We start from the raw sequence: 13038 nt of genomic DNA on the forward strand, positions 1-13038 counted from the left end.
GTTCGTGGATGATCTTGACTTGTTGCGGTTGGAAGCGGACACGATCTGGGGACGCGAGCCCGGTGGCATCGCGTGTGACACGGTGTTCGTGACGGTGACGACATACGACGGCCGAGCTGAGGTCATCGACGGCCAGGCCGTGGTCGCGTCAGGCACGCCGACCGCCATGAGCGTGGCGCGCAGCTGGGTATTGCCGAGCCCGCCGACCCCGCCGTCAGCTCCGGCCGGGTACTCGCTCGTACACGAGCCACGCGACCTGCGACGGCCGGTGAGCTGGGACGCGGACGAGTGGGCGTTGCTGATGTCGGGTGCAGCCGGGCCGTGGGCTGCTGTCGTGGACGGTGACGAGGTCGCGAGCCTCGCGCACTGCGCGCGGTGGACCGAACGGGCCGCGGAAGTCGGTGTGCGGACCGAGGACCCGTATCAAAGGCGAGGCTTGGCTCCGGTGGTCGCACGCGCCTGGGCCACGCTTCTCGCTGACCACGGCAAGGTGCTGTTCTACAGCGCCGACGAGGACAACACCGCTTCGCATCGCGTCGCCGCCAAGTGCGACGCGAGGCCGTTGGGCCTGCTGTGCCAGCTCAGCCTCCGCCGGTGACGTGACCCAGTTCACGTCTGCTTTGCCCGATTACCGGCGTGTTCGAGCTCGGCATCATGCGCTCATGGATACGCCACAGTTCCCGATGTCCCGTGCGGCGGGATGCCCCTTCGACCCGCCGCCGGAGTTGACCGCGCAGGCACCGGTCTCGCGGGTGAGGTTGTGGGACGGCAGTACGCCCTGGCTGGTCACCGGCTACGCGGACGTGCGCGCCGTGCTGGCCGATCCGCGCGTCAGCGTCGATGCCACCCAGCCCGGGTTTCCGCACACCAACGCGGTGAGCAAGGCGCGCGACACGACAATGCGGACGTTGATGCAGATGGACCCGCCGGATCACACCGCGCAGCGGCGGCTGCTGGCCGCGCAGTTCGCGATCAGGAAGATGGCGGCCCTGCGGCCCCGGATCCAGCGGATCGTGGACGACCTCGTCGACGGGCTGCTCGCCGGGCCGAAGCCGGTGGATCTGGTCGCGGCGTTCGCGTTGCCGGTACCGTCGCAGGTCATCTGCGAACTGCTGGGCGTGCCGTACGCCGACCGTGCCTTCTTCCAGGAGGTGGCCAGGACGCTCGTGATGGACGAGCCGGACCCGGGCCGGGCCGTGGCGGCGAGCGCGGAACTGAACGCCTACCTGGAAGACCTGGTAGTCAGGAAGAACGCCGACCCCGGCGAGGACATGCTCAGCACCCTGGCCGTCGAGCAGTCGCGGACCGGAGCGATGACGCCACACGAGATCGCCGTTCTGGGCCAACTCCTGCTCGTCGCCGGGCACGACACCACCACCAGCATGATCACGCTGGGAACGGCCGCGCTTCTGGCGCACCCGGAGCAGTTCCGCGCCGTCCGCGACAGCGACGACCCCGCGCTGGTGGCCGACGCGGTGGATGAGCTCCTGCGGTACCTGTCCAGCACGCACACCGAGGCCCGTCGTGTCGCGCGGGAGGACCTCGACATCGGCGGCCACGTGATCCGCGGTGGCGACGGCATCGTCGCGGTGAAGAGCACGGCCAACCGGGACCACACGGCCTTCCCCGAGCCCGACGCGCTCGACGTCCGCCGCAGCGCACGTCACCACGTCGCCTTCGGGCACGGCAGGCACGTGTGCGTGGGCGCGCCGTTGGCCCGGCTGGAGTTGCAGGTCGTCTTCAGCACCTTGTACCGGCGACTGCCGGGCCTGGCGTTGGCCGTGCCGTTCGACGAGCTGGCGTTCGACGAGAACGCGATCTTCTACACGGTGCGGGAACTGCCGGTCACGTGGTGAGTCAGCCGACCGGTGTGCCCGCCTGCACGACGGTCCGATTCTCCTGACCGCTCCACAGGACCCGCGGATCGTCGAACGGGTTTCCCTCCAGTATCAGCAGATCGGCCACGCCGCCCGCGCGTACCCTGCCGAGGTCGGCGCGGCCGATCAGGTCGGCGTTGACCGATGTGGCCGACCGCAACGTGTTCAGCACACCGTCCACGTCCACCTGCAGCCGCAGGCCCTGCAACTGCTCGTCCTCGAGGCCGCCCATCAGGTCCGTGCCGAACCCGACACGCACACCGGCCGCCCTCGCCAGTTCGATCGCGGTCCGGCCGGAATCGAGGACCTCCCGGTTCTTGGCCTTCGACACGGCGGCGAGGCCGAACTCGTCGCCGCGTCGTTCGATCGCGTCGTACGCGGCCAAGGTCGGCACCAGGAACGCCTCGTGCCTGGCCATCAGCTCCGCGGTGGCGGCATCGAGCAGATTGCCGTGCTCGATGGAACGCACGCCGTTCTCGACCGAGTGCTTGATCGCCTCCGGTGAGTACGCGTGCGCCGCGACGTAGCTGCCGCGCCGCGCGGCCTCCGTCGTGATCGCGGTGACTTCTTCGGGGGAGTACTGCGGGATGCGGATCGGGTCGGTGAGGGACATGACACCGCCGGACGTCATGATCTTGATCGCGTGCGCACCGCGCCGGAACCGGTCGCGGACCGCCCGGCGCACCGCGTCGACGCCGTCGACCACCTCGGTCGTGTGGTGGTGGAAGCCGCAGAGGTCGGAGTCGGTGGAACGCGGGTCGCCGTGCCCGCCCGTCTGGCTCAGCGCGGCACCCGTGTAGAGGTAACGCGGTGACGCGATGAGACCCTGCTCGATCGCGGCGGCCAGCCCGGGGTCACCGCCCGCGACATCGCGTACGGTCGTGAAACCGCGGGCGAGCGCACCTCCCAGCCGTTTCGCACCGGCGAGCGCGACGAAGCTCAACGGCGTCGACTCGATGTACTGGCCGTTGAGGCTGATGCCGTACGCGTGGAAGTGCGCGTCGATCAATCCGGGCAGGACGGTACCGCCCTTGGCGTCGATCACCCGGTCGGCGGTGCTCGGGGCGTCCGGCCCCACCTCGGCGATCCGGCCGTCGGCGACGTACACGGTGCCGGGGTGCAGTTCGTCGGACTCCCCGTCGAACACTTGGGCGTTGACGATCGACAGTGTGGCCATCCTGCTTCCCCCATCGCGCTTCGTGCGTGTGTGCAGGTCAAGCCTAGGGCGCGGCGCGTCCGGCGGTCGAACCGCCCTTGACTGTGTTTCCTGTACAGCGCTTGCCGGGTGTGGACTGCTGGGCCGGCGACGTGGGCGCGCAGGTGGTCGAGGATGTCCAGCAGGCTGGCGCGTTCGGCGTCGCTGAGCACGGCGAAGGTGTGTTCGGCGTGCGCGTCGTGCAGTTGCTTGATCTCGCCGAGGTGTTCGTGGCCCTTGCCGGTGATCTCCAGGCGGATGGACCGGCGGTCGTCCGGGTCGGCGTTGCGCCGCAGCAGTCCTTCGTCCTCCAGTCCGTCCACAAGGGACGTGATCGCGCGGCCGGTGGCTCCGGAGCATGGTGGCGCAGTTCGCGGTCGTCAACGCGCTCGGTGTCGGCGCATTCGCCGTGCTCGGGCCGTTGGCCGCCAACCAGCAGCCCGATGGGGCCCGTGACTGGGGCTTCGTGTTGTCCAGCGACGCGATCGGCATGATCCTCGGTGGTTTGCTGATGGTGCGGCTGCGCCCGCGGCGGCTGCTGGCCTCCGGCGCTTGCGCGACCACGCTGCTCGCGTTGCCGCTGTTCCCGAGGTCCGGCGGATGCGGCGCGAACAGTCAGGCTGAGGGTGGCCGGAGCCGGACGCAACAATGCCCCGGCTGGGGGTCGAGGCTGGCGGTGAGGCCGGTGTCGCCGATGCCGGTGAGGAGGCCGTCGAGCAGGTTCAGGTTCATCGCGCAGATGGTCTGCGTGTGCTCTCGTGCCAGGGTGTGGAACGGGCAGTTGCCGAGCAGGACCTGCGTGCCCTCGGTCCGTGGTTCGAACCCCTGCGCTTCGAGTGCGGCGACGACACCGTCGGTGTGCGTGGTCTCGCCGAGCCGCCTGCCGAACCGGTAGGCCTGCCGCTCGAGGACGGCACGGACCGGCTGACCCGTGCGGTCGGCTTCCTCGACGGCCGTGGCCAGCAGGTGCCCGGCCAGGTCGTAGCGGCGCTCCGGAAGCTGCACGGCGACCTGGCGCTGCGACCGGCGGTATACCTTCGCGGGCCGTCCGGCGCCTGGCCCGCTGCGGCCGTTGCGCCGCTCGTAGCCGACGTCCAGGAGATCCTCGTCGACCAGTTTCTCCAGGTGGAACGCCACGGTCGCCCGGGGGACGCGCAGTGCCGTGGCGATCTCGTCGCGGCTGAGCGCGGTCGGGTGCCGGGCGACGTACTCGTAGAGCCTGCGCCGGGTCGGTTCGTCCAACACCGCCACCGCGGCCACGCCGTCGGCCGGTGGGTGATCCACGACCCCACTCTAAAACAAGTGCCCGTTGACTAAAACCGGACGCGCTTCTAACGTTAACGGACATTGGCTTTAGAAGGGGATGGCCATGTCCGGTGATGTCACAAGATCCGCACACCCCGGCCTGTCGTCGAGATCGCCGCCGGTGCCGTCGTCCTGCTGATCCCGCGGTTCGGCGGCTGGCTGGTCGCCGCGTGGCTGGCCGGGATCATCGTCAACCTGCTCACCGTCCCCGGGTTCCACGACGTCGCGGTGCGCGACTTCGGTCTGCTGTCGCGGCGGTGGCACTGGCCAGACTGGCCGCGCGCCACGCACCGGGCCGCTCGGCCGGGACCGGCTGACCCAACGGTCCACTCTCCACGAGTCAGCCGGCGAAACAGGGCACCGGCCAGCGGCGCAGATGGGCGGCCAGCACGACAGGGGGCTGGCCGCCCAGCCGCATCGCCAGACCGGCCGAGACCAGTTCGCCGAGCAGCCGGGTGTCCTCGCCCGTACCGGCGACCAGTTCGCGGAACGGCCGCACCCAGCCGGCTCCCAGATGAGCGCGGAACCGCTCCTTGCCGGGCCGGTTGTCCCGCAGCAGCACGAAACCAGGCCCGAACCGGTAGGTGCACAGGGCCAGGTCGAACTGACGCCGCCACTGCTGCGCGACCGCCGTACCGGGGCCGTCCGTTTCGGTGGGAGGCGGCAGGTGGACGACGGTGTGCAACGGCCACGGCAACTCGCCGAGCATGCGCCATTCCACTGGCACGTAACGCTCCGCCGCCGTGACCAGGAACCGCAGAGCCCTGGTGTCCGCCGACGGGCTGACCCCGAACCTCACCGGGGTACCCAGCCGGATGCGCTGGCCGTCGCGCTCAGCGGCCTCGACGGCCTGGCTTGACGGGACAGCGGTCAGCGCCAGCACATCCGGCCACCGCGCGGTCAGCCTCATCGGTGCACCGGCCGGGGCGCGGCGGACGTCGTGGCAAGCGCGATGAAGTACCCGCCTTCGGCGAACACCAGGCCGCGCTCCCGCAGTTCACCCAGCCAGCACCGCAGGTCGTCGAAGTCCCAGCCCATCCCGGCGTCAGCCAGCCGGCGGGCCAGGCCTTGCGCCGACCGGCCGTACTCCAGTTCCGTCCACGCGAACTGCTCCCGCGCGTCCGCCAGCACGTGATCCTCCTGTGGCCAGCCGATTCTGTTGTCACGGAGAACCGTCACACCGTCAATGTGCTTGCGTACGAGAGTGCTCGCGGCATGCCGGTCGGTCCACGCGTCGACGGCCGCGCGCAGGGGATCGGCCTGCTGCTCGGTGAGACCACGTGGCGTCGTGTCGAACAGGTAGACCAAGTCCCGCAACGTTTCCGGTGGCAGCGCGTAGACATGCCCGTACGCCTCCGCGGGCGCCCGGTCGGGAAAGCCGAGCGACGGGTCCTCGAAGTAGGGGCTGAAGCGTTCCAGCTGGATGCGCGTCACCCCGTCCGGCGGTTGCAAGTGGACCAACGCGGGCAGCCTTTCCAGCACCGCCCGGTAGTCGGCTTGGCGCTCACCGGGGAAGCCGTAGAGCCAGTTCCACGCCACCGTCAGCCCAGCCGACTCGCAGTCGCGCAGCGTCCGGACGTTGCGGACCGCCCGGACGCCCTTGTTCATCCGCGCGAGCACGTCGTCGACGAGGGACTCGATCCCGGGCTGGACGCTGTGCACGCCCGCGTCCCGCAGCACCTCGATCTGGGCGCTGGTCAGGTTCGCCTTCACCTCGTAGTGCATCCGCAGGTCCCATTCCCGCCCGGCCAGGTCCGGCAGGGCGGTGCGCAGGTACGACGGGTCCAGGATGTTGTCGACGACCATCACGTCGAGCACCCGGTGCTCACGCACGAGATCGTGCACCTCGGCGGCGAAGGTGTCCGGAGGCTTGGCCCGGAACGCCATCGACGTGCCGTTGAGCCCGCAGAACGTGCAGTGGTGGTGTTCGCCCCACCAGCACCCGCGCGCCGACTCCACCACCAGTTCCGGCTCGACGTACCCGCTCACCGGTGAGGCGTCGAACTCGCCGAACCACCCCGCGAAGTCCGGCGAGTTCATTCCCGCCGGCGGCACGAGCCGCGCGGGGACGGGGTTGACCACGCTGGCCCCGTCACGGTCGCGCCGGCACAGCCCCGGCACGCCAGCCAGGTCACCGGCACCTGCGAGAGCACGCAGCAGCCGGGGGAACGTCTCGTCGGCCTCACCGCGCAGCACCATGTCGACGAAGCCGAACTGGCGGTGCAGGGCCGCGCCCATCGGCCCGTCGCAGTTGCCGCCGCCGAAGAGCACGACCAGGTCCGGCTCGCGTTGTTTGAGCCGCTTGGCCACGGCGAGGCTGGGCACGTTCTGCATGAACGTGGTGCTGAACCCGACGAGTTCGGGGCCGGCCGCCAGGACCTCGTCGGCGGCCAGGTCGACGAAGGCGCCGGCCAGCTCCCGCATCGCCGACAGTGTCCGTGTCGCGATCCCGTTGCGGGCGGCGTAGTCCGCCATACCGTCAGCGCCGAAGTCGTTGCCGTTCAGCACACCTGCGAACACCCAGTCGCCAAGGGCGTGCGGGAACCCGGTCTCGGCCACGGCCGTGTAGTCGAACGGGGTGAGCGTGCCGCCGGTCTGGTCCAGCAGGAACTCCGCGAACCGCAGGCCACCGTGGTATTCGGCGGGCGGCGGGAGCCCGTCGCGGCGGCACGCGGCACTCAGCACACCCACACCGAGGCTGGGCCGGGACAACGACTGCCACGGCATGCACACCAGAGACGTCCTGGGTGCGGCCGGTGCCGGCTCGTCAGCCACTCGTGCTCAGTGCGACCGGGCCTTCGCCGCCGTCGGCGCGGTCCAGCGTGCATTCCGCGAGCCCCGCCGACGGTGTGGCGCTGATCCGCACCCCGTTGCTGACCGGCTGGTGTTCGACCCGCGTCATCGGCTTGATCGTCAGGATCTGTGCGTCCATCTGGTCGTCCTCCCTCGTGGATGGTGCCGACCGTGCACCGCCGCTCTCACGTCCCGGTCACGTCCCGGTCACGCGGGGCTTGTCCGGAGCGTGAGCAGGGCTTGGACCGGGAGGTGGTCGGACGGGAACTGACCGGCGCGTGCGTGGGTGTTGATCCCCGCGGCCTGGATGGTCTCGGCGCCTCTGGTGAGGATCCAGTCGATCCGCTGTCCGCCGGGCACCAGTGGGCGGTAGCCGTGGAACGTGGCGTACAGCGGTGTCCTGCGCTCGGCCGCCGCCGGCCACGAGTCGGTCAGACCGGCGCCGTTCACCAGGATGTCGTACGTCGGCGTCGTCCCGGCCGCGGCGTTGAAGTCACCTGTCAGCACGACCGGCAGGCCGGGGGCCACCGCGTTGATCCTGTCACGCACCAGTTCCGCGCCGCGCCGGCGTGAGTTCTCGGACTCGTGGTCGAAGTGCGTGTTGACGGCGACGAACTGGGCACCGGTCCGCCGGTCGGCGAACCGGACCCACGTCACCATGCGGATCACGTTGTTGCCCCACGACTTCGAGCCGATCACGGACGGCGTGTCCGACAGCCAGTAGTGGTCGAACTCCAGCGGCTCCAGGCGGCGCGTGTCGTAGAAGATCGCCATGAACTCGTCACGGCTGCCCCCGGCACGGCCCATGCCGATCCAGTCGTAGTCGCTGGGCAGGTCATGTTCGATGTCCTTGAGCTGTCCGTACAGCCCCTCCTGTGTGCCGAGCACCGTCGGCAGTTCGCGGCGCAGCAACTGCGCCATCACCGGGCGGCGGACCGCCCACGAGTTCGGCTCGGTGGCTGAGGCGTACCGCAGGTTGAACGACATCACGTGCAGCGTGTCGCCACGGGCGGGCCCGATCACCGGCCACCCGCCCGTGACCTGTTCAGCCACGGCCACCTGCGTGACGCCCAGGCCGACCAGTACGGCCGCCAGCAGGGTCGGGACACGGGACACGACTTCCCCCGCTCGGCTTCATGCCAGTTCGACGTGGTCGAGCTCGGCCCACCGCGAGCGGTACTGGAACCGCAGGGTGTTCCAGCCGGGATTGAGCGTGACGTCCAGGGTGACTTCGCTCCAGGTGTTCCAGCCCCGGTTGGGGTAGGTCAACACGTGCTGCGTGCCACCGTTCACTGTCACCGTGTGCTGCGCGTCGCCGTAGCCCGCGGCGTACTGGACGTGCGCGGTGTAGTTGCCGGCCCCGGGTGCGTAGACGGAGATGTCGACCCAGCTGTCGTTGTAGTCGAGTTTCGCGACGACCGCTCCCTGCGACGCGCCGGGCACGCCGCTGCGGACTTCGGCGTGGTTGATCGCGCCACGCTCGGCCTCATGGCGGACTCGGCTGCCCCGCACCACGGGATAGTCGTTGGCCCACCCCAGTTCGGCGACGTACATCCAGCGCGCGTTGTTCGCCCAGCCGTGGAAGAAGATGCGGCCGGGGTGCACGTCCGCGCCACCGGGGCCCTGCACCGCGCCGTCGAACGTGGCAGTGGTCATCAAGGGGCGGAACGCTTTGGTGTAGCGGCCCGTGATCGACGGCGATACGGCGTAGCTGGTGAAGTAGCGGTCGTTGACGTACGGGCCGCCGGAGTAGAACAGCACATACTGCGAGGCCCGGCGGACGAGCACAGGCGCTTCGATGACGCCGCCTTCTTCCGGCCGGTCATTGCGGATCAGCTCGGTCCGGCCGCCGGCGAACGTGACACCGTCGGCCTGGACTTGTTGCAGCCACACGATCGCGGGCTTGCCGACCGCGTTGCCGTCGTTCTTGTACAACAGGTACCGCGTGCCGTTGGTGTCCACGAAGCTGCTCGGGTCGATGTCACCGCCCTCGGCCGCGTTGCACACGAGCGGGTTGGCGCTGGTCGCGGTGAAAGGGCCGGTCGGGTTGGCTGATGTGGCCGCCCCGATGCACATCCGGCCGGTCGCTGTGCTGGGGCCGGTGAAGTACATCAGGTATCGGCCGTCGGTGCGGCGTGAGACGTCCGGAGCCCAGAATCCGCCGTTGCCCGCCCAGGCAGGTTTGCCCGGCAGGGCGTCGCCGTGCACTGTCCACGGTCCGGACGGTGCGGGCGCGCTGGCCACCTGCACACGCCCGGCCCGGCTGCTTGTCGAGTAGGCGTAGTAGGTGGTGCCGACCTGGAGCACGTCCGGGTCGGGGAAGTCGGCGGTGATCACGGCTTCGGGCGGGACGGCCGCGATCGCGGCGCTCGCGCCCAGAACGCTGAGCAGGACCAGTAAGGGGACCAGGAGAATGCGCATGAGGCCGCCTCCGATGCAGGGTACTTCCTGTCATACAGCAACCGGATCTTGTCCGAAAGGGTCAGCAGTTCACGGTCGCCTTGCGTGCGAGCGCGGTGAGCAGGTCGCGCAGCAGGCCGGCGGAGTGCGAGTCGGTCAGGACGCCGTCGTCGGTGAGTCTCGTGTCGCAGTGGAACACGGTCACTTCCGGCTTGACCACGACCTCCGCGCCGACCGCGGCGAGGATCTGGCGCAGCGCGAGTTGTGCCCGTACCGACCCGAACGGGCCGGGGGACGCGCCCGCGATGGCCACGGGTTTGCCGCGCAACAAGCCGCAGGGAGCGGTGCTGGCCCAGTCGATGGCGTTCTTCAGCGCGGCGGGAACGGACGCGTTGTGTTCCGGCGTGGCGATCAGCAGTGCGTCGGCCGCGGCGATCCGCGCCCGCAACGCCGTGACGGCCACGGGCGGCGACTCGGTGTCCATGTCCTGGTCGTAGAGGGGCAGCAGGGCCAGGTCCTGTTCGATCTCGATGGCGAGCCCGCCGGGATTCAGCTTGCGGGCCGCGTGCAGCAGCGCGGTGTTGTGGGAACGCCCGCGCAGGCTGCCTGACAGTGCGAGCACGGTCAGCTCGGTCATGACTCACTCCGTTCGTCCGGGTGAGCGAAGTAAACCACCCAGTGCATTGAGTGAACTAGTCGGTGTACTTTGGGTCGCATGGTCACCTCGGTCTCCCGTTCCGGCCGTGTTCCCGTCCTCGGACTGGCACTGCTGGCCACGCCCACCGCGCTCAGCGCGAACACCACCACGACGGTCATCCCCGGACTGGCGCACGAGCTGGGCATCAGCACCGCCGACGCGACCTGGACCGCGACGGCGTTCGGCTGGGGCACGGTCATCGGAGCGGTCGTCACGGCGACGCTTCTGCGGATCCGCAGCGTGCGAACCACGGTTGCCGTCAACGCGGTCCTCGTCCTGCTCGGCACGGTGCTGGTCCTGCTCGCGCCGCACCTGTCCGTCCTGCTCGCCGGACGCGTGGCGCAAGCCATGGGCGGCAGCGGCTTGGTCATCGTCGCGGTCAGCGTCGCGGGCACGACGCGGCGAACGGGCGCCATCACCGCCGGGACCGGTCTGGTGGGCGCGTTCGGCCCGCTGGCGGGAGCGGCTCTGTCCGAAGTGTCCTGGCGCCTGCCGTTGAGCCTCTCACTGCTGGCTTTGCTGGCCGTACCCGTCGTCCTCGGCCGGGTGTCCGCCGAACGCGGCGCCACGGGGCACCAGGTGGACGTCCTGGGGATCGCTTTGGTGGCCGGTCTGGTCAGCGCACTGGTTCTCGTGCCCCGCTTCCCGGTGCCGGCGCTGATCGTGGCGGCGGTGGCCATCGCGTTGCTCGGCCTGCGCATCCGCATGCACCCGGACGGCTTCGTCCCGCGGGCGGTGCTGCGATCACGCGTGTTCCTCGTGCTGACGGCAGCGATGTGCGCACTGTCGACGTCGTACTTCGTCGCGCTCTACCTGGTGCCCCGGCTGCTGGAATCCCAGTGGCCCGCGAGCCGGATCGGTGCGACGATCCTCGTCACGCTCGCTGTGGGCTCGGTGGCCTCGCTGCTGTTCACCCGGTACACGACCTACCTGCGCCCGTCCGTCGTGCGCGTCGTGATCCTCGGGGCTGGGGCGCTCGCCCCGGCATTGCTGGTGGTCACATCGTCGCTCGGCGCCTACGCGGCGGCGACCTCGTTCGCGATCTTCGCCGCAACGGCCGGATTGGCCTGGTTCGCGACCAAGGTCGGCAAAGACGTGCCGCCGGAGCGCACAGTGACGGCGGTCAACCTGTTCACGTTGTCGTACCAGCTCGGTGGCGCTCTCGGACCGGCGCTTGTCACCGTCATCGTGTGACGGTGACAAGCGCCGGACAGCTCAGGGCTTGAGCTTGCCGGGGAACAGGTACTGGTCGGCCGGCTTGCCGGTGCCGTACACCCAGGCGTCGAAGAAGCCCTTCAGGCTCCGGTGCGCGAAGAGTTCCGTGTAGCGCTGGAACTCCTGCATGGACACGTTGCCGTTGCGGTGCAGCGCGGGCCAGGTCTTGAGCACCAGGTCGAACGTGGGCTGCCCGATGTAGGTGCGCAACGCGTGCAGCATCAGCGGGCCCTTCGAGTACACGGAGGAGAACTCGTTGCCCGGTCCCATGTCGTAGAGCTTGCCGTTCCAGAACTTCGCCGACGCCTTCTTGACGGTGTCCGCGTACTGCGCGTCGAGGTCGACGCCCTCCTTCGCCTCGTCCCACAGCCACTCGGCGTAGGAGGCGAAGCACTCGTTCAGGCACACGTCACGCCAGTGCTCGACCGCCACCGAATCGCCGTACCACTGGTGGGCGTTCTCGTGCACGATCACCGGCACCGTGCCCGCCCAGCCCGCCGAGTAGATCGGCCGGCTCATCGTTTCCAGCGAGAAGCCGATTTCCTCGTTGAGGAATATGCCGCCCGCCGCGTCGATGGGGTATTTGCCGAATTTCGACTCGAGAAAGTCGAGAATTTCCGGAAGACGCGCTTCGGCCTGTTCGGCCGAATCGGGGACGCCGGGGGCGAACGCGCTGACGACCGGTGTGCCGTCCGCGCGCCTGCTCCGGTCGAACGTCCACTTGTCGACCGCGACCGTCGTCATGTACGGAACGGTCGGCGTCTGCTCGGCCCACACGTGCGTGGTGCCGCCGGGCGCCTTGAAGGTGCCGCGTTCGCGGCCGTTGGAGATCACGCCCCACTCGTCCGGCACGGTGAACGCGAGGTGGAACGTGGCCTTGTCCAGCGGGGTGTCGTTGACCGGGTACCAGGTCGTGGCCGACTTGGGCTCGCCCGCGACGAACGCGCCACCGGCCTTGGTGTACTGCCAGCCGTTGTCGCCCAGCGACGGGTCGCTGATCGGCGCCGGCACACCGTGGTACGCGATCTCGACCGCGAACGCCTGGCCCCGGCGCAGCGAGCGGGACGGCGTGATCACGAGCTCGTGGTCGCCGGTGCGGGTGAACGTCGCCGCACGCCGGTCGACCCGTACGGAGTCGACCGTCAGGCCGTGCAGGTCGAGGTTGAACGAGCTCAGCGACTGCGTCGCACGGGCGGAGATGTTCTGCGTCCCGGTGAGCTGGTGCGACGCGGGGTCGTAGCCGACCTTCAGGTCGTAGTCGGCGACGTCGTACCCGCCGTTGCCGTCCTGGGGGTAGTAGCTGTCCCCGGCGCCGTCGCTGCCCGGCTTGGCCTGGCCCCACCCGTCGCCGGCGACAGCCCCGCCGGCACCCAGGCAAAGGCTGCTCAGCACGGCGGCCGCGATGACGACCGGTTTTTGTCCCCTCATCTGCGCTCCTGTCCGTTTACGGCGAAACCGGCGCATTCCCTGTGCGCGCCGTGCCGAATCGCCAGGGCAACATATCCCCGCCGGTGTGTTTCCCGGCAATTCCCGTCGCCTTTGTCCGGATAATCAAT

At 69.7% G+C, this 13038-nt stretch carries 14 protein-coding genes; 4 read left to right on the plus strand and 10 right to left on the minus strand.

Annotated elements, in window-relative coordinates:
* Positions 1-4: 4 nt before the first annotated feature.
* Together AOZ06_RS23395 and AOZ06_RS23400 are read left to right on the plus strand one after the other, a co-directional pair.
* Positions 5-598 (plus strand): GNAT family N-acetyltransferase, encoded by a 594-nt coding sequence (locus tag AOZ06_RS23395; RefSeq protein ID WP_157233183.1) that lies wholly within the window; start codon positions 5-7, stop codon positions 596-598.
* A gap of 64 nt (positions 599-662) precedes the next feature.
* Positions 663-1856 (plus strand): cytochrome P450, encoded by a 1194-nt coding sequence (locus AOZ06_RS23400; RefSeq protein WP_054291365.1) that lies wholly within the window; start codon positions 663-665, stop codon positions 1854-1856.
* 1 nt (position 1857) lies between these two features.
* Here the strand turns inward: AOZ06_RS23400 and AOZ06_RS23405 are convergent, their stop codons facing one another.
* Positions 1858-3054 carry a metal-dependent hydrolase family protein gene (locus AOZ06_RS23405; RefSeq protein ID WP_054291366.1) on the minus strand — a complete coding sequence of 399 codons (1197 nt, stop codon included), beginning with the start codon at positions 3052-3054 and terminating at the stop codon, positions 1858-1860.
* Between the two features lie 131 nt (positions 3055-3185).
* Here AOZ06_RS23405 and AOZ06_RS62475 point away from each other — a divergent pair, with 131 nt between their 5' ends.
* A complete protein-coding gene (locus tag AOZ06_RS62475; protein WP_236952352.1) occupies positions 3186-3566 on the plus strand; it encodes a hypothetical protein in 381 nt (126 codons plus the stop codon).
* A 121-nt stretch (positions 3567-3687) separates the two neighbouring features.
* Here AOZ06_RS62475 and AOZ06_RS23415 read toward each other — a convergent pair whose 3' ends face one another.
* The 8 genes from AOZ06_RS23415 to AOZ06_RS23445 all read right to left on the minus strand — a co-directional run bounded on the left by AOZ06_RS23415 (position 3688) and on the right by AOZ06_RS23445 (position 10207).
* Positions 3688-4356 (minus strand): helix-turn-helix transcriptional regulator, encoded by a 669-nt coding sequence (locus AOZ06_RS23415; RefSeq protein ID WP_054291368.1) that lies wholly within the window; start codon positions 4354-4356, stop codon positions 3688-3690.
* A 98-nt stretch (positions 4357-4454) separates the two neighbouring features.
* Complete coding sequence (locus AOZ06_RS61305) at positions 4455-4580, minus strand: hypothetical protein (protein WP_257721481.1); 126 nt, start codon at positions 4578-4580, stop codon at positions 4455-4457.
* A gap of 137 nt (positions 4581-4717) precedes the next feature.
* A complete protein-coding gene (locus tag AOZ06_RS23425) occupies positions 4718-5287 on the minus strand; it encodes a DUF5825 family protein (protein WP_054291370.1) in 570 nt (189 codons plus the stop codon).
* A complete protein-coding gene (locus AOZ06_RS23430) occupies positions 5284-7152 on the minus strand; it encodes a RiPP maturation radical SAM C-methyltransferase (protein WP_218922041.1) in 1869 nt (622 codons plus the stop codon). The genes AOZ06_RS23425 and AOZ06_RS23430 overlap by 4 nt, the downstream gene beginning before the upstream one ends.
* A complete protein-coding gene (locus AOZ06_RS56545) occupies positions 7145-7309 on the minus strand; it encodes a hypothetical protein (protein WP_157233184.1) in 165 nt (54 codons plus the stop codon). Before AOZ06_RS56545 ends, AOZ06_RS23430 begins: the two co-directional genes overlap by 8 nt.
* A 68-nt stretch (positions 7310-7377) precedes the next feature.
* Complete coding sequence (locus AOZ06_RS23435; RefSeq protein ID WP_236952353.1) at positions 7378-8286, minus strand: endonuclease/exonuclease/phosphatase family protein; 909 nt, start codon at positions 8284-8286, stop codon at positions 7378-7380.
* Positions 8287-8304: 18 nt separating this feature from the next.
* Positions 8305-9591: a family 43 glycosylhydrolase gene (locus tag AOZ06_RS23440; RefSeq protein ID WP_054291372.1), complete on the minus strand. Its 1287-nt coding sequence runs from the start codon at positions 9589-9591 to the stop codon at positions 8305-8307.
* A gap of 61 nt (positions 9592-9652) precedes the next feature.
* Positions 9653-10207 (minus strand): NADPH-dependent FMN reductase, encoded by a 555-nt coding sequence (locus AOZ06_RS23445; RefSeq protein WP_054291373.1) that lies wholly within the window; start codon positions 10205-10207, stop codon positions 9653-9655.
* Positions 10208-10285: 78 nt separating this feature from the next.
* On the opposite strand from AOZ06_RS23445, the gene AOZ06_RS23450 reads away from it, so the two are divergent.
* The gene (locus tag AOZ06_RS23450; RefSeq protein ID WP_054291374.1) at positions 10286-11461 is read left to right on the plus strand and encodes an MFS transporter; all 1176 of its coding nucleotides are present in this window, start codon (positions 10286-10288) and stop codon (positions 11459-11461) included.
* Between the two features lie 21 nt (positions 11462-11482).
* Here AOZ06_RS23450 and AOZ06_RS23455 read toward each other — a convergent pair whose 3' ends face one another.
* Positions 11483-12910 (minus strand): M1 family metallopeptidase, encoded by a 1428-nt coding sequence (locus tag AOZ06_RS23455; protein ID WP_054291375.1) that lies wholly within the window; start codon positions 12908-12910, stop codon positions 11483-11485.
* Positions 12911-13038 lie beyond the last annotated feature (128 nt).

Origin of the sequence: Kibdelosporangium phytohabitans, from assembly GCF_001302585.1 — a bacterium.
Taxonomy (GTDB): domain Bacteria; phylum Actinomycetota; class Actinomycetes; order Mycobacteriales; family Pseudonocardiaceae; genus Kibdelosporangium; species Kibdelosporangium phytohabitans.